20 protein-coding genes are annotated in these 23660 nt (G+C 48.8%); all 20 read left to right on the top strand.

All coding sequences use genetic code 11. The features are described from left to right. Positions 1-56 precede the first annotated feature (56 nt). The 20 genes from pth to hpt all read left to right on the top strand — a co-directional run bounded on the left by pth (position 57) and on the right by hpt (position 23621). Entirely contained in the window at positions 57-626 is a 570-nt protein-coding gene (gene pth / locus AB1L17_RS20580; protein ID WP_412847031.1) for an aminoacyl-tRNA hydrolase, read from the top strand. Positions 627-686: 60 nt separating this feature from the next. Further along, positions 687-917, top strand: coding sequence for an anti-sigma-F factor Fin (locus AB1L17_RS20575; RefSeq protein ID WP_412847032.1), 231 nt, complete (start codon positions 687-689; stop codon positions 915-917). A 113-nt stretch (positions 918-1030) separates the two neighbouring features. Further along, a complete protein-coding gene (gene mfd, locus AB1L17_RS20570; protein WP_412847033.1) occupies positions 1031-4579 on the top strand; it encodes a transcription-repair coupling factor in 3549 nt (1182 codons plus the stop codon). Between the two features lie 40 nt (positions 4580-4619). Continuing rightward, positions 4620-5690 carry a peptidylprolyl isomerase gene (locus AB1L17_RS20565; RefSeq protein WP_412847034.1) on the top strand — a complete coding sequence of 357 codons (1071 nt, stop codon included), beginning with the start codon at positions 4620-4622 and terminating at the stop codon, positions 5688-5690. A gap of 236 nt (positions 5691-5926) precedes the next feature. Beyond that, the gene (spoVT, locus tag AB1L17_RS20560) at positions 5927-6469 is read left to right on the top strand and encodes a stage V sporulation protein T (RefSeq protein ID WP_412847035.1); all 543 of its coding nucleotides are present in this window, start codon (positions 5927-5929) and stop codon (positions 6467-6469) included. A 109-nt stretch (positions 6470-6578) separates the two neighbouring features. Beyond that, positions 6579-8243 (top strand): putative polysaccharide biosynthesis protein, encoded by a 1665-nt coding sequence (locus AB1L17_RS20555; protein ID WP_412847036.1) that lies wholly within the window; start codon positions 6579-6581, stop codon positions 8241-8243. A gap of 9 nt (positions 8244-8252) precedes the next feature. Continuing rightward, positions 8253-9725 (top strand): bifunctional methyltransferase/pyrophosphohydrolase YabN, encoded by a 1473-nt coding sequence (gene yabN, locus AB1L17_RS20550; protein WP_412847067.1) that lies wholly within the window; start codon positions 8253-8255, stop codon positions 9723-9725. After that, positions 9712-10005, top strand: coding sequence for an RNA-binding S4 domain-containing protein (locus AB1L17_RS20545; protein ID WP_012683879.1), 294 nt, complete (start codon positions 9712-9714; stop codon positions 10003-10005). The genes yabN and AB1L17_RS20545 overlap by 14 nt, the downstream gene beginning before the upstream one ends. 108 nt (positions 10006-10113) lie before the next feature. After that, the gene (locus AB1L17_RS20540; RefSeq protein WP_412847037.1) at positions 10114-12249 is read left to right on the top strand and encodes a GDYXXLXY domain-containing protein; all 2136 of its coding nucleotides are present in this window, start codon (positions 10114-10116) and stop codon (positions 12247-12249) included. 140 nt (positions 12250-12389) lie between these two features. Beyond that, positions 12390-14423: a copper amine oxidase N-terminal domain-containing protein gene (locus AB1L17_RS20535; protein WP_412847038.1), complete on the top strand. Its 2034-nt coding sequence runs from the start codon at positions 12390-12392 to the stop codon at positions 14421-14423. 103 nt (positions 14424-14526) lie between these two features. Next, positions 14527-14811 carry a sporulation protein YabP gene (yabP, locus tag AB1L17_RS20530; protein WP_007726414.1) on the top strand — a complete coding sequence of 95 codons (285 nt, stop codon included), beginning with the start codon at positions 14527-14529 and terminating at the stop codon, positions 14809-14811. Next, positions 14808-15380 (top strand): spore cortex biosynthesis protein YabQ, encoded by a 573-nt coding sequence (gene yabQ, locus AB1L17_RS20525; RefSeq protein WP_412847040.1) that lies wholly within the window; start codon positions 14808-14810, stop codon positions 15378-15380. The genes yabP and yabQ overlap by 4 nt, the downstream gene beginning before the upstream one ends. An 18-nt stretch (positions 15381-15398) precedes the next feature. After that, positions 15399-15707 (top strand): FtsB family cell division protein, encoded by a 309-nt coding sequence (locus AB1L17_RS20520; RefSeq protein WP_412847041.1) that lies wholly within the window; start codon positions 15399-15401, stop codon positions 15705-15707. Between the two features lie 474 nt (positions 15708-16181). Continuing rightward, on the top strand, positions 16182-18656 hold the full coding sequence (gene spoIIE / locus AB1L17_RS20515; RefSeq protein WP_412847042.1) for a stage II sporulation protein E: 2475 nt from the start codon (positions 16182-16184) through the stop codon (positions 18654-18656). Positions 18657-18776: 120 nt separating this feature from the next. Beyond that, complete coding sequence (locus tag AB1L17_RS20510; RefSeq protein ID WP_412847043.1) at positions 18777-19538, top strand: vWA domain-containing protein; 762 nt, start codon at positions 18777-18779, stop codon at positions 19536-19538. Further along, a complete protein-coding gene (locus tag AB1L17_RS20505) occupies positions 19492-20463 on the top strand; it encodes a serine/threonine protein kinase PrkT (protein ID WP_412847044.1) in 972 nt (323 codons plus the stop codon). The genes AB1L17_RS20510 and AB1L17_RS20505 overlap by 47 nt, the downstream gene beginning before the upstream one ends. Before the next feature lie 15 nt (positions 20464-20478). Then, positions 20479-21228: a threonine/serine exporter family protein gene (locus tag AB1L17_RS20500; RefSeq protein WP_412847045.1), complete on the top strand. Its 750-nt coding sequence runs from the start codon at positions 20479-20481 to the stop codon at positions 21226-21228. Between the two features lie 5 nt (positions 21229-21233). Next, positions 21234-21686 carry a threonine/serine exporter family protein gene (locus AB1L17_RS20495; protein WP_412847046.1) on the top strand — a complete coding sequence of 151 codons (453 nt, stop codon included), beginning with the start codon at positions 21234-21236 and terminating at the stop codon, positions 21684-21686. Next, on the top strand, positions 21658-23085 hold the full coding sequence (gene tilS, locus AB1L17_RS20490) for a tRNA lysidine(34) synthetase TilS (protein WP_412847047.1): 1428 nt from the start codon (positions 21658-21660) through the stop codon (positions 23083-23085). Before AB1L17_RS20495 ends, tilS begins: the two co-directional genes overlap by 29 nt. Further along, positions 23082-23621, top strand: coding sequence for a hypoxanthine phosphoribosyltransferase (gene hpt / locus AB1L17_RS20485; RefSeq protein ID WP_390305758.1), 540 nt, complete (start codon positions 23082-23084; stop codon positions 23619-23621). Before tilS ends, hpt begins: the two co-directional genes overlap by 4 nt. Positions 23622-23660: the final 39 nt, after the last annotated feature.

Here is a 23660-nt window from a genome sequence, read left to right as displayed (position 1 = left end):
CTTTTGTTCACGTGACCATTCGAGTACAATGGGGAGAGAGCTAGGAGGGAATAAACGTGAAAGTCATAATTGGATTGGGTAATCCCGGCAAAAAATATGAAGACACCAGACATAATGCTGGCTTTATGGCCATAGATAAGATTAGCGACAAATGGGGAATTCCTGTTACGCAAAACAAGTTTCGTGCACTCGTTGGCGAAGGCCGGATCGAAGGGGAGAAGGTACTGCTCGTGAAGCCTCAGACATACATGAATCTCTCTGGTGAATCGGTAGCGGAGGTCCTCAAGTTCTACAAGCTGATTCCCGATGATCTCGTCGTCATTTACGATGATCTTGATTTGCCGACAGGACATCTTCGACTGCGTGAAAAGGGCAGCGCTGGAGGGCACAACGGCATCAAGTCGATGATTCAGCATTTGGGCACACAGGAATTCAAACGAATTAAGGTTGGGATCAGTCGTCCTGAACCGGGGCGCAGCGTCAGTGACTATGTTTTGAATACGTTTCCAGTAGCGGAAAGAGCCGACATTCAAGAAGCGGTGAGCCTGGCTGCCGATGCTTGTGCGATGTGGACAAGAGAGTCGTTTTTAAAGGTGATGAACCATTACAACACCTTGAAGAAGTAGTATGATTTCCCACCCGATCGTCCATACTAAGCGATAGAACAGTATGGGGGTGGTATGTACATGAGCATACGCTACACATGTCGTTGCTGCGGCATGAAGATTGCAGAATTTGACGAATCGCAAGTAACAGAAGCGCAGCTCGGGTTTGATTCCTTGACCCCGGAGGAACGTGCTCTTATAATATCGAGAGAACAAAGTGGAGATACGGTCGTCAGCATCACGTGCGACTACTGCCGTGAAGCGCTGATTCAGCATCCAGAGCTTTCGCTAGTCGGAAGTCCACTTCAATAAGTGGATACTCATTAGGAAGGCTTGCACTGACAAGGCCTTAGCTTGGGGAGCTAAGGCTTCTTTTCGCATGGCTAACCTGCGGATGATAGAAGAATTAGAGAGGGGATTAGTGAATGCAAGTCATCATTAACCCGATGAAACAGGACACGAACGTCGGGACTATCGTGGCTGGTTTGGAGAAAGGGCTACATGAGCAGCTTGTCTCCGGGTTAGCTGGTTCCGCCCGCCAAGTATTGATGGCGACACTACAACAAATGTCAGATCGTCCGGTCTGTGTAGTGACGCATAACATGTACCAGGCTCAAAAAGTATACGAAGATTTGATCGAGTTGGTTCCCTCTGATCAAGTGTTGCTTTATCCCGGAAATGAACTGATTGGTTCTGAGCTTGCTATTGCCAGTCCAGAGATGCTGGCGCAGCGCATTCATGTATTCAACCGTCTGGCCCAAGGCTTTACGGGTTTTTTGGTTGCGCCTTTTGCTGGCTTGCGTCGCTTGGTCGTTCCCCCGCATGTATGGAAGGAAGCACAAATCCAGCTCTCCGTCGGTGATGAGCTCGATATCGAGGCCTTTTTGCTTCGCTGTATTGAGCTTGGCTATGAGCGAGTGGACATGGTTGAGCGCAAAGGCGAATTGAGTGTTCGTGGCGGAATTATCGACTTGTATCCGATTGATTCGGAGTGGCCGGTGCGGATTGAGCTATTTGATGTGGAGATCGACTCGATTCGTACGTTTGACATGCTCTCGCAACGGTCGTTGGAATCCGTTCAGACCTACATTCTCGGTCCGGCAAAGGAAATGATCGCATCGACTCCGTTGCTGCAGGAATCAGCTATTCGTTTAGAACAAAAGCTTGGTGAAACCATCGCCAAATTGAAGGATGGGGCTGCCAAGGAAAAAGTCATGGAGCGAATCGGCTCTGATGCAGAGAGAATGAAGCAAGGACAGCGTTTTTCCCAGCTTTATTCGTACATCTCCGTCATTTACCCGACCGGGGATACATTATTGTCCTATATGCCAGCTGAGACTTTGTTGATCATAGATGAGCCTTCCCGTGTGCTCGATACGGCAGCGCAACTGCAAAAAGAGGAAGGGGAGTGGCTCACAGGGCGGATCATCCAGGGCGAGTATATGGCCAATCTTAGCCTGTCGCGTACGTATGACGAAATCGTGTCGACGAAAAAACGCCAAATTGTCTACCTCTCGTTGTTTTTGCGACAATCACCGAAGACCCAGCCACAAAACATCGTGAATCTAACCTGTCGTACCATGCAAAACTTCCACGGACAGATGAACGTGCTGAAAACAGAGCTGGCGCGTTGGAAGAAGTCCCAGGATCAGATCGTCTTTGTTGCAGCCGATTTGGAGCGTGCGAAGCGACTGGAGCGTGTCCTGCATGACTATGAAATGGAAGCGGATGTTTTAACAGAAGCAGTGGAGACAGTACCTCCGGGGCGACCTACGATCATATTAGGAAACCTCCAGACAGGCTTTGAGCTTCCGCTAAACAAGCTGGTTGTCATTACGGAAGGTGAAGTATTTACCGCGAAACAGCGCAAGGCGCGCAAAGTTCAGCAGACGATGAACAACGCTGAGCGTATCAAAAACTACCTGGAGCTCAAGCCTGGTGATTTCGTCGTGCACGTAAATCACGGGATTGGAAAATACCTTGGAATTGAAACCAAGGAAATTCTCGGAATTCATAAAGATTACCTTCATATTCAATATGCAGCAGGGGACAGTCTGTTTGTTCCGATTGATCAAATCGACCATGTGCAGAAGTATGTGGCGAGCGAAGAAGCTCAGCCGAAGATTTACAGCTTGGGCGGCAGCGAGTGGAAGCGGGTCAAAAATAAAGTCCAGTCGTCTGTAAAGGATATCGCCGAAGATTTGATCAAGCTGTATGCAGCGCGCGAAGCAGCAGTCGGTCATTCATTCTCTGTCGATACGACGGAGCAGCGTGAATTCGAAGCAATGTTCCCGTATCAGGAAACACAAGACCAGCTTCGTGCCATTGCCGAAGTCAAATCGGACATGGAGCGCAAACGTCCGATGGATCGCCTCGTTTGTGGGGATGTGGGCTACGGTAAGACAGAGGTTGCGATTCGGGCTGCCTTCAAGGCTGTCATGGACGGCAAACAGGTAGCTGTATTGGTTCCCACTACGATTCTGGCTCAGCAGCACTACGAGACGTTCCGTGAGCGTTTTGCGGAATATCCGATTCGTGTTGAGGTATTGAGCCGATTCCGTTCTCGCAAAGAGCAGAATGCTACGCTAAAAGGACTGAAGGAAGGCACAGTCGATGTCGTCATTGGTACGCACCGCCTGCTTTCCAAAGACCTGACCTTCCGCGAGCTCGGCCTGTTAATCGTAGACGAGGAGCAGCGCTTCGGGGTGAGCCACAAGGAAAAGCTGAAGCAAATTAAAACAAATGTGGACGTCATGACACTCACCGCTACGCCGATTCCACGTACCTTGCACATGTCGATGCTTGGTGTACGTGATTTGTCTGTTATCGAAACGCCGCCCGAAAATCGTTTCCCTGTACAGACTTATGTGATGGACTACAGCCCTGCTTTGGTTCGGGAAGCGATCGAGCGCGAGATGGCTCGTGATGGGCAAGTATTTTTCCTGTACAACCAAGTACAAGGAATCGAACAGATGGCAGAGCAGATTTCCATGCTGGTTCCTGATGCGCGCATCGCAGTGGCGCATGGTCAGATGAACGAGAGCGAGCTGGAGGGCGTCATTCTCGACTTTTTGGAAGGGAATTTTGACGTATTGGTCAGCACGACGATTATTGAGACCGGGGTAGACATCCCGAACGTCAATACACTGATTATTTACAACGCCGACAAAATGGGTCTGTCCCAGCTGTATCAGCTGCGTGGACGTGTAGGACGTTCCAATCGAATTGCTTACGCTTACTTTACGTACCAACGGGACAAGGTGCTGACAGAAGTAGCGGAAAAACGTCTGCAAGCCATCAAGGAATTTACCGAGCTCGGCTCTGGTTTCAAGATCGCGATGCGCGACTTGTCCATTCGTGGTGCCGGTAATTTGCTGGGCGCAGAGCAGCATGGCTTTATTAATACGGTCGGGTTCGACTTGTACAGCCAGATGCTGAAAGAGGCCATTGATGAGCTGAAGGGCGAAGTCAAACACGAAGTCGTCACACCTGTGGAGATCAATCTTCAGCTGGATGCCTATATTCCGTCCATGTACATTACGGACAGCCGACAAAAAATCGAGATGTACAAAAAATTTGTCGCAGTGTCTACGTTGGAGGACGTGGACGACTTGGCCGATGAGCTGCTCGACCGTTTTGGACCGGTTCCGAAGCCAGTTGATAATCTTTTGACCATTTCCCGAATGCGTGTCTATGCCTTGAAGCACCACATCACCGAAATTAGCCAAAAAAATCCAGATGAGATCAAATTGTTCCTGCACCCTAGTCAGAACAACAACATCGATGGTGGAGCCCTGTTTGCGCTTACCAGTAACTGGAGCAAGCGGGTTGGGCTGTCGGGTGGACAACAGATCACGATTGCTGTTAAAGTAAAGGGGTTAAGAGAAGATGAGGGCGTGCAGTTGGTTGAAAAGCTGCTACGTCAATTTCACCAGGTGCGAAGAGACACCGGTACGGAGAGCCCTGTATCTTAAATGACAAGAGAGCTTACCCGGGAAGGGAGAACCTTATTTTATGAAACGTTCTGTAGCGATTCTATCTTCTGCTGTTCTGGTCGTGGCACTCATGACTGGATGTGGCGGAAAAGCAGAAGAAGCGAAACCAGATTCAAAAACTCCAGCAAATCAGACAGATGGCGGCAACCAGGCTGCTGCTAACGATCCTTTGGCACAATTCCCTAAGCTAACACTGCCGTATACAGTAGATCCGAAGGCAGCTATTGTTGAATATCAGGGAGGTACGACATCAGGAAAAGAGTTCGAAGAGTTCCTGCGTGTCATCAACTTCATGAATCCGCAACAAGGTATGATGATTGAAATGGCTGACAACAACGCATTGAAGGCATTCGCGCGTGAGTATACAGCTACGAAGATCCTGGCTAGCCGTTCGGACGCTACTATGAAAAAAGAGTCCAAAGAACTCGCTGAGAAAACATTTGAGAAAATCAAAACGCAGTACATGGGCTTTTTGGGCAAGGATGAAGCCGCGTTCAACAAGCTCATGGAAGGCCAAGGCGTAACGAAGGACATGATTGTCGGTCAGATGGACTTGATCAACCAATCCATCAACGTGCTGCAAAAGAGTATTGACGATACTACGCTGAAGCAAGTCTATGATGAGATGGACAAAGCTTCCCGTACCACAGCTTCTGTTCGTCACATCCTGATCTCTACAGAGAAGCGCAAGCCAGAAGAAGCATTGAAGATTTCAAACGATTTGGTATCCCGTCTGAAAAAAGGTGAAGACTTCGCGAAGCTGGCAACTGAGTTTACAGATGACCCAGGCAGCAAGGAATCTGGCGGCTTGTACGCTGACGCAGATGTAACCCAATGGGTACCAGAATTTAAAGAGGCAGCGCTGACTCAAAAAGTCGGTGAAGTAGGCCCTCCAGTAAAAACTGATTTTGGTTACCATATTATTAAGGTCGAGAATCGCAAAGAAAAGACCTTTGATGAGATGAAAGAGCAACTCCGAGCTGTGTCTCTGGAAAAAGGCTATGAAGCTTTCGGCAAAAACGAGCTGGACAAGCTCATTATCAAATTCAACATCCCGCAATCCAAAAACGAAGCTGCGCCGAAGAAATAAGAGGTCCGAAGAAAAACAGGGAATTCGTTTCCCTGTTTTTTCGTTTTCTCGCATATTCTTGAAACATGGGCAAATACTATTATCACTCGCTACCACCCGGGGGAGAGTAACTGAAACAACTGGTAAAAATTGATGCCATCACCCATAGTTAAAATTAGAATTTGAGGAAAAAATACAACTAACCAATCACCATCTATTCACTACCCACTTCTTACGGGAAAGCGAGGCAACAAGACATGAAAGCAACTGGTATCGTTCGTCGAATTGACGACCTCGGTCGGGTCGTGATTCCTAAGGAGATTCGTCGTACACTGCGCATTCGTGAGGGCGACCCGCTTGAGATTTTTGTGGATCGTGACGGAGAAGTCATTCTCAAAAAGTATTCACCGATTGGAGAATTGGGTGATTTTGCAAAAGAATACGCCGACTCATTGTACGAAAGTATGAATCATACCGTACTGATTTCAGACAGGGATAGTGTCATTGCTGTAGCAGGCGCCTCCAAAAAGGAATACTTGGAGAAGGCGATTGGCAGTATTGTCGAGAAGTGCCTGGAGGAGAGAAAGACCCGACTGGAGAAAAACGCAGGTTCTTATGAAATTTGTCGTGATATGAACGAGACGTTAGGCTCGTTCGTCATCGCACCGATTGTTGCAGGAGGCGATCCGATCGGGTCAGTGATCCTCCTCAACAAAAACGAGTCCACCAAGATGAGTGATTTGGAGATCAAAATGTCGGAAACAGCGGCAGGTTTCCTGGCCAAGCAGATGGAGCAATAGCATAGAATAACCCAAAACAGCCTCGTACCCCGGGGCTGTTTTTCTTGTGCCTAATGGCTTGTGGTATAATGAACAAAGTTTTAGGTTGGAGAGGAGAAATTTCACGCACATGGCTCAAGAAAAGGCTTCCGTTCAATTTGTGAAAGGCGCGGCGATACTTGGAATTGCCGGTCTTGTCTCCAAGCTTTTAGGCGCTGTATACCGCATCCCATACCAAAACATTGCCGGAGATATCGGCTTGTACGTATATATGCAAGTATACCCGCTGTACACCACGTTGTTAATTCTGGCGACGGCGGGCTTTCCCATCGCCATCTCCAAGATCGTCTCAGAGCGCATCGCTGTCGGGGATGCACTCGGGGCACGCAGGGCGTTTCGAGTAGCCAGTATATCGCTGGTTGTTCTCGGGCTCTTTTTCTTCTTACTGTTATATGGAGGGGCACCTATGATTGCCCGAATGATGGGGGATGAGCATTTGATTACCCCACTTCGAGCGGTAGCTTGGTCACTGCCGCTGGTGCCGATGGTAGCGATCTTGCGTGGTTATTTTCAAGGGCATCAAAATATGATGCCGACTGGCGTCTCGCAGGTTGCTGAGCAGTTCATTCGCGTGATCTTTATTCTGGTCGCTGCATTCTGGGCGATGAATATGTATCAGGACCCGTATTTAGCTGGTACAGGTGCCGTTTTTGCTGCGTTTCCAGGTGCGATTGCTGCCATTCTCGTCTTGCTCTGGTATTGGAGAAGTGACAAGAAGATGGGGCAGCTGGCAATCAATCAAGTTCAGCAATCAACAGCGCATTCGTGGACCAATCGTCAGATATTGCGTCATCTCTTGACCTACGCCGTTCCGATTTGTATGGGCGCATTGGTTCTGCCGCTTGTCCCGCTTGTGGATTCGATGACCGTCGTCAATATGCTGCAATGGAGCGGGACTCCGGAAGATTTGGCCAAGCTCGCGAAGGGTGCGTTTGACCGCGGACAGCCACTGATTCAGTTTGGTACGTTCTTTGCTACCTCTTTGTCTCTTGCATTGGTGCCTGCGATTAGTGAAGCCGTTGCCCAACGACAGCATCAGCTCATCGCTCATCGTTCTGAAGTAGCGATTCGTCTGACCTTCTTGTTGGGATTGCCTGCCTCCTTTGGACTTGCTCTGTTGGCAGAGCCGATCAACGTCATGCTCTACGGAGACAGCAATGGTACCGAGGCACTTGCCGTACAGTCCTTCACGATTATTTTCGCCACGGTGAGTATTGCCAGCGCGGGGATTTTGCAAGGTTTGGGACGTGTAATGCGACCTGCTCGCAACCTGTTTATCGGTGTATTGGTGAAGCTCATCCTCAATCTGGCGCTCGTTCCGTTCTGGGGTATCTCCGGCGCGGCGGTGGCCACCGTTTTAGCTTATTTGGTCGCCATGGGATTGAACGTTCTTGCTGTAATCAAATACACGGGTGCACACATCGGTATGCGCCAAACAGTGAAAAAGCCGTTCTTGTCCGTCGTGGTCATGTCGATTGTTGTGCTGCTTGTCGAGTGGCTGGCAAATACTGTGCTCGGAAATGCAGGCCTGTCGAATCGCTTGTTCCATACACTTGTAGGATTGATCGCTGTGGGGTCGGGAGCATTGGTTTATCTCTTGGCGTTATTGAAAACGGGTGGGCTCACGAGAAACGATATTCAATTTTTACCAAAAGGAAAGCAAATTGCTTCGTTGTTAACGAAATATAAGCTCCTCCCAGCGGAGAGTTCAAGAATGAATAAAAAGGAGGCGTGATGAGTGGAAATGAAGAATAATACCATTACTGTAGTAGGTCTTGGTGCCGGCGATTTGGACCAGCTACCTTATGGCATCTATCGTACACTCAAAGCTGCCAAACAGCTTTATTTACGCACGAAGGAGCATCCTGTCGTGGCAGAGCTGGTAGCGGAAGGCATCGCGATTGAGTCCTTTGACGAAGTGTATGAGCAGTACGAAACGTTTTCGGATGTGTACACGGATATTGTGGAGCGACTTTTTACACGAGTAAAGGAAGCCGGCAGTCTCGTCTATGCCGTACCTGGTCATCCTTTGGTGGCGGAGCGTACCGTGCAGCTGTTGCTTGCAGAGGGACCAAACCGTGGCGTGGATATCGAAATTGGCGGTGGACAGAGCTTTATCGATCCTTTGTTTGCCCGCCTACATATCGACCCGATCGAGGGATTCTCGTTGCTGGATGGTACGGCACTCGCAGCTCATCAAGTATCACCGGGGCTGCATACGATTATTGCGCAAGTGTATGATGCATTCGTTGCCTCGGATGTGAAGCTGACCTTGATGGAAGTGCTGCCGGACGATTACGAGGTGACGGTAGCGACAGCAGTAGGGGTAGCGGGACAAGAAATTATTGAGACCGTGCCGTTGTATGAGTTGGACCGACTCGATCATTTCGGGAATTTGTCTCTGGTGTATGTACCACCGACGAAGGACGAGAAGGTATCGTACCGACAATTCTCCTACCTAAAGGAGATCGTCGCTATTTTGCGCAGTCCGGATGGATGCCCGTGGGATCGTGAGCAAACACATCAAAGCATTCGCAAAAACTTGATTGAAGAGACGTACGAGGTTTTGGAGACAATCGACGACGATGATCCAGATGCGATGTGTGAAGAGCTGGGTGATTTGTTGATGCAAATCATGCTGCATTCACAGATGGCAGCCGAGGACGGATACTTTTCGGTAGATGACGTTGTTGCTACGTTGAATGAGAAGCTGGTTCGCCGCCATCCGCATGTATTCGGGGAGAAGAGCGCGAATGATTCCGAGGAAGCGCTGGCGAACTGGCAGGAAATCAAAGCACAGGAAAAAGCGGCAAAAGGCATTGATGTAGCGGTTGAATCTCAGTTAGCGGGAATACCGCGTGATTTGCCAGCACTGATGTATGCGTACAAGCTGCAGAAGAAAGCAGCCCAAGTCGGTTTTGACTGGGATGATATAGCGGACGTGTACAAAAAGGTAGACGAGGAGTACCGCGAGCTGCAAGAAGCATCTGAGGAAGAACGTGCTGGCGAGCTGGGTGATTTGCTATTTGCGGTGGTCAATCTGGCACGCTTCCTGGGGCTCGATCCGGAGGAAGCCCTCGCATTGACGAACAACAAGTTCAAGAAGCGTTTTTCCTATATTGAAGGCAAGCTGCACGAGGCAGGTCGTACCTTCGAGCAGACAGACCTGCAAGAGATGGACAAATGGTGGGAGGAAGCTAAACATGAGACTCGATAAATATTTGAAAGTGTCTCGACTGATCAAGCGACGCACGCTCGCAAAAGAAGTGTGCGACAAACAGCGCGTGGAAATTAACGATCGCCCTGCAAAGGCGTCCAGCAACGTGAAAATCGGGGACAAGCTGGCGATTCGTTTCGGACAAAAAATCGTGTCGGTCAAAGTAGAGGACATCAAGGAAAACCCGCGCAAGGAAGAAGCGGCTTCGCTGTATACCGTCATTGGCGAAGTTCCAGTACCACGTGATGAAAAAGAAGAAGACGCCTACCTCAAAGGGTAGTGTATGCGAACAGAGACTGCCGCGATGGCGGTCTTTTTTCATCCATTTTTTCCAGTCAACGGATATAATGAGAGTACGTGAAAGCATTTCCGAAAGGATGTGGGCTGCATGCAACAAAACGGAGTTCGCACGGGTTACTTCTTGTCCATTTCGCTGCTGCTTTCATCCGTACTGTACTTTTTTGCCTCGAATTGGCCGCTCATGGGCAGAGAGCAAAAGATCGGCGTCAGTGTAGCGATTATCGTTCTTTTTTATTTGTTATCCTATGGATTGCGCCTCATCAAACGACATTCGTTTCTTAGCAACTGGCTTCTTGTGGCTGGAGGATTGGCTTTTGGCATCAGTGTGGCTTTGTTGGGACAAATATACAACTCCCATGCAGACAGCTACATGCTGTTCGTGGTATGGCTCATTCCGAATCTGCTGTTCGCGATTTTGACGCGCTATCAGCCGTTCTATGTTAGTAGCTATGTCCTTGCTCATTTGGCGATTTACTTCTTTCTCGATCCGTCCGTCATTCATGTAGTGCGTGAGGATGTATGGTGGTTCATGATGTTTTGGTTGATTGCTTTGGGAAATATCATCTTGTTTTGGCTAACCTCTACGGGGAAATTGAACTCCAAACCGATTTACTATTTGGCTTTTCTGACCTTTTCCGTCAGTCTTTTCGGGTCATCCTTCACTGAAGTATACGGTCCGCTTCCGGAGCTTTTGTATATTTTGACGGGGGGCGTTCTGTTTGTCATCTTTTTAAAATGGGTGCCGAGTCGCGGGTTTCTGATCGTTACCGCTTCGCTACTCGCGCTTTTTGTGCTCGTCAAATTCATTTCGTACATGGTGATGTATTTTTCTGAGGGCTTCTTTGTTTTGATGCTGCTGCTGACCGTACTCATTGTTTGGGGGGCTGTAGCGGGAATTAATTGGCTTCGCAAGGAAACCGGGGATAAAAAAAGCAAATGGCTTCCATTTTTTCAAGAGGCCTTTACGGTTCTCGTCACGACCATTGCTGCATCGATTGGAGCCATTTCGTTAACAGGGCTGCTTTTTTTGATCATACAAGAGGAAACGGTTATCGATGTTCTGTTTTTCCTTTCATTAATTGGCTTTATTGGCCCCGTAGTGTTTATGAAGAGAATGAATTCAACGGTGCGATATACGCTGCTCACAATGGGGTATATGCTCAGTGTTGGTTCTATTCTCTTTTTAGAAGGAGCGTATTGGATCGTTTTCCTGTTGGCACTGCTATACGTGTGGAAAGCTGTCTCTGCCATACCGGCACGGCTTTTAACGCAGCTGACCTTTTTAGTCGTCCTGGCTGTGAAGCTGGATGAGTACATAGCTTCCTATGAGCTTGTGCTGCTGATCATATTTGCTACACAGTTGGCGATGCATTACGTGAAGCGACTGCCAGTAGTTTTGCAAAACAGTTCGTTGGTGTACGCCTTCCTCTCGCTCTTGATCCTGACAGAGGAACATTTTCAATCGGTCACCATGAATGTGGTAGTGAATCTCGCATTTTTCATATTCAGCACGTATTTGCTGTACCGGACAATTCATCAGCAAAATAAGGTGAGATTCGGAATCGTGCTCGGTTTCTGGTTTGCTTTTCTCATCATGAAGTACTACGACATGCTATGGGGCTTGCTGCATAAGTCACTGAGCCTGCTTCTGCTCAGCCTGTTGTTTTTCATCGTTACCCTTTGGTGGGATCGTCGCTCGAAAATCGAGTGGCCGGCAACGGAACCGACAATCGTTGCGAGAAAAGCGCTTGTGCTGGTTCCTGTCATTTTGCTGCAGTTTGCTTTAATTGGCTATCAAGTATGGAGCAGTGAGACGATCCTTGCCAGAGGAAAAACGGTGAAGCTGGAGCTTGCCCCACTCGATCCTCGTTCGCTGCTGCAAGGTGATTACGTAAGACTTGATTACACCATATCCACGCTGGATCAACAAGAGATGGACTCAGGGGATAAGATTCGCGTCGTACTCCGTCAACAAGCAAATGGCGTGTACAGCTACAGTGGCTTTCATGAGCTCGATGGTCAATGGAACCGTACTTACGAGCCTCAGTCATCAGATGTGATTATTAATGGAAACACAATCGGTTACAGACGGGTGGAGTACGGCATCGAGAGCTATTTTGTCCCAGAAGGAACCGGACTTGAAGTGGAGCGCAATGCCAAGTACGCCATCGTGAAAATTGGCGAGAGAGGCGATGCCATTTTAGAGAGCCTGTCGAACCAGTAATAGGTACAAGGGAGAAGCTGCCTGTGTCATCGGGCAGCTTCTTTTGCATGAGGCAGTAATCATTCGTTACCACTCTGTAACCCTTTCCTGCCGAACTTTTCCTATCATAGAAAGGAATTGTAGAGAAGGAGGCGTTACCGTTGAACAAAAGCGTAAATAAAGGGATCTCAGTACTGCTGGCCACTGCGGTGTTGGCAAGTCCACTGATGCTCGAGCCAAAAGCGGCTTATGCTCTCTCTATGGAGGATGTTTCGGCAGACGATACAGATGTAGATGAAGAAACGGAATATACGATTGAGTTTGAAATCAATAAGGAATTAACAGCGGGTGACAGTATCTACGTTAGATTCCCTTCGGAGTATTCCGTGGATAAAAAAATGAAGACATCAGACGTCACGCTTGAAGATGACGATGATGATGAGATTTCCATCGACAGCGTATCCGTCAGCAAAAATGTAGTTGAGATTGAAGTTGATGAAAGAATCAAAAAAGGCACAGTTCTCACTCTGACTATTGATAATATCACCAACCCGGAAGACAAGGGCAGCTACGAGATCGAAGTAAAAACGAGTGAGGAAAACAGCTACAAGGGTCAAAAAATCAGCATCGGCAAATCTTCGAGCAGCAGCAGTAGCAGCAGTAAGGGGGACTTCGAGGCCTCCCATAGCAGTAAAAATGCCGAGGACGGAATCTCCTTAACGCTCGGAAAATTTAATCTCTCCTCGAAGAGCAAGCTGAAAGAGGGCAAGTACATTTATGTCAATTTCCCTTCCAAAGACATGCTGCCAAAGAGCATCAGCAAGTCTGATGTGAAGGTAAATGGGTACAAGGCAGATTACGTCTCAATTGTCGACAACGACTCGATTCGGATTGAGGTTCCGAGTGGTGCAGACGGCGATAGCTACATAAAGCTGGAGTTTGATTCCTCAGCGGGAATTGTAAACCCATCCAAAGCAGACAAGTACTATTCGTATGAAATCGAATATGACAGCAAGGAATACAAGTCAAAAGATGTAGAGATTACAAACACAAGCAGTACGCCGTTCACCGTCTCTTTGTCGGACAGTTCAGCGGGAGCACGTACGAGCTATACGTTTGATATGGATCTTTCCTCCAAGCTGGGATCGAACGCAGAAATTGAGGTCGAATTCCCTAGTGGGGTAACAGTTCCACCAATTCTCACCAGCAATAGTGTCACCATCAATGGTTCACAGGTGACGAATGTAAGCGCGTTGGGAAATAAGGTTTATTTCCGTACGCCTTATGGATTCAATAGTACGAACCGCGCGAGTATCAAATTCGCGTTTGAAGGCTACCTGACCGCTCCGAAAACAGCGGGAACGTATACCGTGACGGCTAAGGTCGACAACAAGACCTATAAGTCGAAGGATTTCCAAATCACTGGAGTGACTCCACCAGTCGCGGTGGATAATACGCTGGCGACGCTTGGGCTGACGAGGGCGACTGCATCTACTCCTGCGGGTCTTTCAATCGGCATCAAAGCCATGGGTGCTCCAATTGTTCGCAATCAGGGCTTCATCGAGGTCGTACTCCCTGTCGGCTTCCGTGTTCCAGCCTACTTGCCAGCGAATACAGTAACGGTGAACGGTGTTGCCGCTAGTTTTGTTGGTGTACGCGGACAAAATGTGATCATTATTCCTTCCCAGGACATCCCGGCAAAAACAGCAGCTCAGATCAATATCGCCGAGACTGCAGGAATTGTGAATCCGGCTACGCCAGGTGTGTACAGCATTGGTGTCTACAATTCCGAGGAGAGAGGCTTGCTCTTCGCTCGTCCAGCAACCATCGTGGCTCTGAATGGCGTGAGCTTCAAGCAGAACGTCGCTTCCTTTACGAAGGCTGGCAAAACAACCAAGCTTGCAGCTGCACCGTATATCGTAAATGGCAACACGCTGATGCCAACTACGTTTTTCCGTGATGCCCTCGGGTTATCGGTCAGCTACACCAAAACGACTGCAAAAGTTGTGAGCGGAAATACGGTCATGCAATTCAAGGTCGGTTCCAACGTAGCGACGATCAATGGAAAAAATGTAACGCTACCTGTAGCGGTTCAGTTGAAAAACAACGTTCCTGCCCTGCCTCTTAAAGCCATCACGGAGCGTACCGGTTACAAAATCATCTTTGTGAACGGAAACTACACCGTTTATAAATAAGCGAAATCAAGTAAAAACCCCGCGTGAGTGCGGGGTTTTTGTTCTAACAGGACATCCCTCCCCATACGATAGTACAAGAAGGGTATGCGAGGAGGGAGTAATCATGAACGATCACACGAGACGGCCACGTCACGAAGTCGTGATGATTAATCGACGCAGTTTAGCGATTTCAGGAGTAAAAAACGTCGAAAGCTTCGACAGTGAAGAATTCCTCTTGGAGACGGACGGCGGCTTTTTAACCATACGAGGCCAAAACCTGCATATGAAAAATTTGAGTCTGGAAACCGGAGAAGTAGCGATCGAGGGCCTTGTTCACGAAATGGCCTATCTGGAGCAAGGGCAGGCCGGGGATCGGTCGAGAGGATTCTTCGGCAAGTTATTCAAGTGAACATCGTCATCCAGTTGCAGACGGTATTGGCCATGTCGACGTGTGGTGCCCTTATGGGTATGGGATTCGATACGTACCATGTATTTAAGGGCAAGGCCAGGCTGCCACTCTGGTTGGTCTTCTTCTTTGACATCCTTTTTTGGGTTGGCAGTATGGGCGCTGTCTTTTGGATTTTGGTGAAAGTGAACGACGGGATTATTCGGTTTCCGATTTTTTTCGGAATGATATTTGGGGCATGGTTGTACTTCTTATTAGGTAGTAAGAAGTATATCCTTTTCCTGCATCGCATGATAAAATTCTGTCAGTGGTTTTACCGTACGGTTGTGAACATTATAGACACCCTGCTTGTACGTCCTGTGCTTTTTCTTTTCCGAGTGATCATTATGATACTGACATTTTTGTATTCCGTGTTGCTCGCGATCCTCGGCTTTTTGTGGAAAGTGACACGTTTTGTCACCTCTCCTTTTGCCAGTTGGGGTCAACATTTGGGGAAAAAAATGTACGGAAAAACAACAGGAATTTGGACCAATTGGAAGAATTGGTTTCACTCAAAGAGAAAGCGGGAGTAGAATCGAGGTGGCGTACAGATGAAAGAAACAAGAACCTCTTCCATCAACCGAAAAGGGCAAAGAAGGAGAATGCGTCTCTTTTTCTTTGTGATCCTTTGTTTTTTCGTCTGGACTAGCTATACCTTATTTTTGCAAAGTGGTGAGTTGTCCAAGAAAGAAGTAGAGCTGGAAGCACTGAAACAAGAATCAGTGATCTTGCAGCAAAAACAAGAGGATCTTACGTATGAGGCAAGCCGGCTTAACGATCAGGAGTACTTGGCCGAGCTGGTTCGAAAACGTATTTTATTTACCAAACAGGGCGAGAGCATTTACATCATTCCGGATTAAGTACACATGCTGATCTTCAACGAGAGGGAGGCTTTCCACGTAATGGAGATCGAGGTCGGAAGCATGCTTGAAGGAAAATAAAAATCGGGGACACGGTAAAGGTGAAAGTCCTCAGTCTCTGTGAAGGCAAGATTGGGCTTTCTATCAAAAAATCGATCGTAAACGAACGGCCGCGGTCGGTCATTTTAGTTCGGAAAATTATGACTTTTCTTTCTTTGTGAAAAGCGCATTTTGACAGTAAAAACAGGAAGGTCATTTCGAAGTCTTGACGAATACAGTATCCTAAGCCCGTTTCGCAAAGCGCGAATCACCTGTCAGCCGACGTTATCCGCCATAACGTCGGTTTTTTTTGTCCGTTCGCGTTACTGAATTTGTCGCACGATTCTGTGAATATTCTTAGGATTTTTGACAAATTTTACAATGCCCCCTCCGTATAATGGAGAAACACATTGACCAAGAACGGGGTGGAGCGAAATGATTGCAAACAAAAATGTAACACAAGCCGGTCAAGCTTGGACGCGGCAAGTGTCTGATCGAATGGGTACCACGGCACAGACCTGGGGAGAAAAAGTCGCAGATGCTGTAGAGAAATGGAATGTCCTCCCCATCCTCATGGGTTTCTTGCTGGGACGGGCTCTCATCGTGGAAGAGCTAACTCCATTTGCTATACCGTATTTCATTGTAATGTTTTATATTCGTCGTGATTGTTTGTTTGTCACGTTTCTAGCACTGATTATCGGTGCCTTCACCCAGTCGGTGCCTATCGGGCTGGAAACGGCACTGAGTCTGGTGATTGCCTTGTTTGCTTGCAAATTGATGAATCGAATGCGCAAGAAAGATTTTTCACGGACGCCCTTGCTGGTCGTAGGTACGATTTTCATCAGTCGTCTGTTGTATGCGGTTCTGACCAATCAAGTAACGACCTACGAGCTGGTGATGGTGGCAGTTGAGGCGGTTCTTGGTTTTGTACTGACGCTGATCTTCATTCAGTCCTTATCGATCATTCATTTGGCGAAGCCTTATGAGCCTCTGAAAAATGAAGAGATTGTCTCATTAGTCATTTTGCTGGCTTCCCTGATGACGGGTACTGTGGATTGGATGGTCGAAGGCATTTCGATGGAGCACATACTTTCGCGCTATTTGTTGCTCGTCTTTGCTTTTGTCGGCGGTGGCACGATCGGTGCGGCAGTAGGTGTGGTCACTGGTCTCATCCTCAGTCTGGCTAATGTGAGTGCTCTTTTACAGATCAATCTGCTCGCTTTTTCCGGTCTTCTAGCAGGCTTGCTGAAGGAAGGCGGCAAAGTGGGCGTGTCCGCGGGCTTGTTAATTGGCACGGCTATTCTCGCCATTTATGGTGGAGCAGAAGAGATGCTCTACTACTCCTTGATCGAAACCTCTATAGCGATTGTGCTCTTCATTCTTACTCCAGCTGCGCTTTGGAAAAAAGTAGCCAGATTCATACCTGGAACTCCCGAGAATCATCAATCCCATCAAGAATACATGCGCCGGGTCCGCGACGTAACAGCGGGCAAAATTCAGCAATTCTCCGACCTGTTTACCCAACTCTCCAATAGCTTTGCACAGACTGCCGATCCTGAAGAAATCGAAGAACAGGCAGATGCGTTTCTCAGCCGTGTATCTGAGTTCACCTGCCAGAAGTGCTGGAAAAAAGAACAATGCTGGGATAAAGATACGCAAGCTACGTATGAGGGAATGCGCTTTTTGATGGATAAGGTGTACGAAAACGGTACCTTGTCCGGTGTTACTCCTCCGCGCGATTGGGAGCGCAAGTGTGTCAAAACCGAAAAGGTCATGACGGTGATGGAGCAGGAATATGACCGCCAGCAATCGTTTGACCAGCTGAAAAAGCAGGTCAAGGAAAGCCGGATGCTCGTAGCCGATCAGCTATCGGGAGTCTCTCGTGTCATGAGTGATTTTGCCCGGGAAATACAGCGGGAGGGCATGGAGCTGAGCTTTCAGGAAAAGCAGGTCTCCCAAGCATTGGAGGGCCTGGGCCTGTCTGTACGCCGCGTAGAAATACACAGCTTGGAGGAAGGGAAGGTCGATATCGAAATCAGTCAGCCGACTTGCTATGGACGAGATGAATGCGCCAAGATCGTGGCTCCCATGCTCACGGAGATTTTGGGAGAAAACATCGTGGTTCGCGAGCGGCATTGTGAAGCGCAAAAAGACGGTTCATGCACGATGTGCCTGGCTTCCGCGAAAACGTTCGAGATTGATATCGGTGTCGCAGGTGCTGCCAAAGACGGCAAGCTGCTATCTGGTGACAGCTTCCGCACGATGGATTTGGGAAATGGAAAAATGGCGCTGGCGATCAGCGATGGAATGGGAAATGGAGAACGGGCATCCATAGAGAGTCAGTCCGCCCTCGATATGCTCCAGCAGCTTCTTCGTTCCGGTATGGACGAGAAAATATCGATCAAAACCGTGAATTCTGTTCTTGCCCTGCGGTCCAAGGAAGAAATGTTCGCCACTGTGGACCTGGCTTTGATCGATTTGCAAACAGCCCATACCCGTTTTGTGAAAATCGGCTCCACACCGAGCTTTGTCAAAAGGAATAAGGATGTCATCACGATTACCGCCAACAACCTGCCTGTGGGGATTTTGGAAGAAATCGAGGTGGATGTCGTATCTCGTATGCTCAAGCCGGGTGATTTGCTCGTAATGATGTCCGATGGCATCTATGAGGCGCCGCGCCATATTGAGAATAGGCAAGCGTGGATGAAGCGAATCATCAGCGAACTGGAGACGAATGATCCACAGGAGGTCGCTGATCTACTGTTGGAAAAAGTCATTCGCCAGCATTCCGGACACATTGTTGATGACATGACCGTGTTGGTGGCGCGAATTGATCGATTTGTACCACAGTGGGCTGCCATCGCGGTGCATGGGATGGAGAAGCTCGAGCGTCCACGGATTGTGAGTTAGGAGTATGTTTTCGTCAATACCCGTCGATACTGTTGCTAAAAATACCCTGCGAAGTGAAGTGATTGAACGGTCGCTACACGGAGCTGGGACTGACAAAACAGATCGAATGGGGAGATTATTGTGAAAGAAGCGACACTTCGTCAAATACTGGTAGTGACAGACGGCTGCTCCAACTCGGGGATGAGCCCCGTTGCGGCTGCGGCTCTGGCTCGGGAGCAAGGGATTACGGTCAATGTGATAGGCGTGATCGACAAGAGTGAGCTAGGCGAAAAAGGGGAGAAGGAAATCCGGGATATTGCAGAAGCTGGTGGCGGACTCTGTGACATTGTGTACCCGCAGCAGCTCGCACAAACTGTTCAAATGCTGACGCGAAAAGCGATGACACGCACGATTCATCAGGTGGTCAATAAAGAATTAAAAGAGATTTTGGGCGATTCCGGAATAGAGGAGCTGGCCCCTGATAAAAGAGTGCAGGTTGCCGGTATGGTGGACGAGCTGGGTGAAAAAAGCAGCTTGAACGTCGTGATGCTGGTAGATACCTCAGGAAGTATGAAACCGAAGCTGTCGGCGGTTCAGCAAGCTATTCACGATTTTAGTATCAGCTTACATTCACGAAGCGGGCAGAGCAGAATGGCTGTCGGTTCATTTCCGGGGAAACAAAAGCATCTCGATATTCGCATTCCGTGGACAGAGAAGGTCGCACAGGCACATCAAATTACGAGTGATTTGGCGATGAGTGGCATCACCCCTACTGGACCTGCCATCGTAGAGGCCATCGCTCTGTTTGAGCAGGATAAGCTCCCGCGCTCCTTACAAGAGCGTTATACCGACCTGGATGAAGAGGATGACTCGAACGGAATGCTGCGTGACCATGTCTTTTAAAGCGGCCACACCCGATCTGCCCAAGCACTTTACTGGCAAATGGAACCGAAAATCGTACCACGTTTTGCGGGAGTTGGGGCGTGGTGCAAACGGGACAGTCTATTTGGTATCCCAAGATGGCGTACAGCGCGCGGTTAAGGTCGGTGTGGAAGGCATAGACATTTTAATGGAAGTGAATGTGTTGAAAAGCACACAGCAGGGGCGGGATTCCAGAGTGGGACCGCTCCTGTGCGACGTGGACGATCTCGTTGTAAACGGGAAGGCTTGTACGTTTTATGCCATGGAGTATCTTCAAGGCGTGCAATTGGATGAATATATCCAACAAGAGGGGACGGACTGGGTGGCCGTGATGATGGTTCAATTACTGGCGCGCCTCGATGTGTTGCACCAGCATGGCTATATTTTCGGTGATTTGAAACCGCAAAATGTGATGGTTACCAAAGGAGACAAGCAGGTACGCTTGATCGATTTCGGTGGAGTGACCAAGCTGGGAAACGCCGTTCGGCAGTTTACAGAAGAGTACGATCGAGCCTTTTGGCATGCAGGTGATAGACGGGCTGAGGTAAGCTATGACCTGTTCTCCACAGCCGTGATGATGGTGCGTCTAACGGTTGGAGCCCAGGCGTGGAAAAACAGCCTTGGTGACCCACGTCACACGGTATTGCTCTGTGATATAATACGAAAAAGTGACAGCCTATACCCTTATCGGGAGCCTTTATTGAAGGCGTTTCACGGTAAGTTTGCGACCGCGAAAGAAATGCGGGCACAGCTGTTGGCAGTCTTGCGAGATAGCATGGTTGCCAAAGCACAAAAGCCGAAAAAGCAAGCACGGGCAAAAGGAAGCACAGGAACGGGCATTAGTGGCCTGTTTGTCGCCTCGTTACTTCTGTTGGCTGGCACTTTGTATTACGCATGGTTTATGTGAAGGATGTGACGGTTCGTGTCCTCAGATTTGGTGATGGATACTTGCTTGTTGGCAGGCTCGATTATTTTGAAAAACGGTGGAGAGACCTACCGGACGGAAGAGACAATGGCATTGATTGCGAAGGCTGCGGGGATGGATGACGTCAATAGCTCCGCTACGCCTACGAGTATCATCCTGTCCTTTCGTTGCAGTGGTCTGGATCATACAAGAATGGTTCGTACCCCCAAACGTACGACCAACCTCAATAAAATTACGCTTGTGAACGATGTTTCCCGACAGTTCGTTGGTGGGAAAATTAATTTGGAGCAAGCCTATCGGACGCTGCGTGAGATCGATCAGAAAAAGCAGATCTATCCGAAATGGCTGCAGCATCTAGCAGCCGCTACGGCCAGCGGCTCCTTTTCTATGCTTGCAGGAGGAGATTGGAGCAGTCTGCTTCCTTCCGCGATGGCAGGGTTGATTGTCAACCTCAGCCAGGAATATTTAGAACAGTTTGTCCGGATGAAGTTTTTTACGGAGTTCTCCGCCGCTTTACTAGGTGGGCTTTTCGCATTATTGAGCGTGACGGTCTTTCCGCAGCTGCATTTAAGCATCATCATTATTGGTGCGATGCTTCCGTTGTTTCCGGGGATCGCCATCACCAACTCGCTTCGGGATTTGATGGCTGGTGATTTGGTTGCAGGTGTTTCACGCGGAGTAGAAGCCATGCTGACAGCTGTCTCCGTAGCGGTAGCCACAGCCATTATTCTTTCGTTTACGAGGTGAGTACGATGTTTTTACAAGGATTGGCGCTTAGCTTCGCCTCCTCAGTGGCGTGGTGTGTGCTGTTCAATGTGCCGGTTCGAACAATTGTGGCGGGTGGTTTCGCCGGAATGGTCGGTTTTCTCGTCTACTCGATTCTTCCAAATTACGGTGCAGATGTATTGTTGTCGACGTTTGTTTCGGCAGCTGCTGTCTCCTTGCTCAGTCAGCTCTTATCTATTATACTGCGAGTTCCCTCTACGAATTTTAGCGTTGCGGGCATCATTCCACTGGTACCGGGATCGTTGGCCTACAAAGCTATGCTTGCCTTCGTGAATAATGATTATGTCGGAGGAATTACTCAGGCGACCAAGACATTGATGGTGGCAGGCGCGATTGCTTCTGGACTTATTTTTGGAATTTCGGTCCTGACGATTTGGAAAGGAGCCCGCTATGCTGGCAAGCGTGCGCAACGAGATTGAGTCCGAGGGGCTGTTGCTTCCAGGTGAGACCATTGTCGTCGGAATTTCCGGCGGCAACGATTCTACCGCCCTGTTGCATATATTGGCTTCTCTCAATAAACAATACCAGTATCATTGGAAGCTGCATGCTATCCATCTGAACCACGGCTTCCGCGGGGAAGAAGCAAGGCAGGACGCGCTCTATGCAGAAGAGCTGAGTCGTGAACTCGGCGTGGCTTTCCATCTATTTGAGTATGACGTTCCCGCTTATATGGAAAAAACGGGACTGGGCGGGCAAGAAGCAAGTCGTGACATTCGCTATCGGCTGTATCGAGAGGTAGGTATGGCACAAGGAGCGACCAAGCTGGCATTGGCCCATCATGCTGACGATCAGGTGGAAACGATCCTTTTTCGTTTTGTGCGCGGCAGCAGGTTGCAAGGACTGACAGGGATGCCGAAGCGAAGAATGCTTGCGGATTGCCCGATTGAGCTCGTGCGTCCGCTCTTGCATAAAACGCGTCAAGAACTGGAAGGCTACTGTCGGGAACATCAACTCGTCCCCCGTGAGGATAGCAGCAACCAATCGCGCAAGTATACGCGCAATCTGCTGCGTCTGGATGTCATGCCCTTATTGGAAAAAGTGAATGACAAGTATCGGGAGCATATCTTGGCTACTGCCGATGCAATCCGTCAGGACGAAGCGCTTTTAATGAGGCTGGCACGGGAGCAGTTGAATGAGGTAACCATTGAGAAAAAACCAGAAGCATTTTTAATCGACAATGACAAGTTTCAAACTTGTGACGTTGCTTTACAAAGGAGAATGATTACTCTAATATTAAGTTATCTCTCAAAACATACCGAATGGTCTTCGCAACATGTGGAGACCGTTTTGCACATGCTAGGGGGAAGTCGCCCTTCTGCGGAATTGCATTTGCCGAATGACCTGGTAGTCGACCGGGTGTACGAGCGAATCGCATTTCGTCGTAGGAAGGCACAGGATCGCATACATACGTATTGTTACGAGCTCGCCGTTCCTGGTGTGACCTGGATCGACGAGAGCAAGGCCACGGTACATATTACTTACCTGGAAGGTCCCATGGATTGGGAGCGACTCCCGGCGAATGAAGCGGTCTTTGATGCTGATCGATTGCCAGGATCGCTGTATTTGCGTAACCGAAAACCAGGAGACCGTATCACCCTATTTGGCTCAGCAGATGGAAAGAAGCTGAAGGATTTATTGATTGATGCCAAATTTCCGCGAGCTTGGCGTGACAAGCTTCCGCTTTTGACGGCGGGCGATGAGGTGATTTTGGTACCAGGCGTGCGCCGTTCCGCCGTAGCGCCTATTAATGGACAGACCAGGCGTTTTCTACACGTGCGGGTAGAGTTTGGAGAAGATTGGCGGGAGGTTTTTTCATGAATCAAGACATCGAGAAGATTTTGCTATCAGAAGAGGATATCGCGGGTAAAGTTCAAGAATTGGGCAAGACGCTGGCTGCAGAATACAAGGATAAAAATCCGTTGGTCATCTGCGTGCTGAAAGGCGCAGTCGTTTTCATGGCTGATCTGATCCGTCACATGGATATTCCGTGCGAAATGGATTTCATGGCTGTTTCCAGCTATGGAAGCGGGACAGAGTCCTCTGGCATGGTGAAAATCTTGAAGGATCTCGATACATCTGTGCAAAACAGACACGTGCTGGTTGTAGAAGACATCATGGACAGTGGGCTGACGCTGAGCCGCTTGGTAGAGCTGTTGCGCCATCGGGAAGCTGCTTCTGTAAAAGTGGTGACTCTCTTGAACAAACCAGAGCGTCGCAAGGTGGATATTTCACCAGACTATAAGGGTTACGATGTTCCAGACGAATTCGTTGTGGGATACGGCTTGGACTATGCCGAGCACTACCGTAACCTGCCTTATATCGGTGTATTGAAGCCTGAGGTCTACACGAAGTAGGTTTGTTGTGGAGACCGTGCTTTCTATGATAAAATGTGA

The organism is Brevibacillus jepli, from assembly GCF_047229145.1.
Taxonomy (GTDB): Bacteria; Bacillota; Bacilli; order Brevibacillales; family Brevibacillaceae; genus Brevibacillus.
Note: the sequence above shows the minus strand (reverse complement) of the source record. Positions and strands in the feature narration are given on the sequence as shown.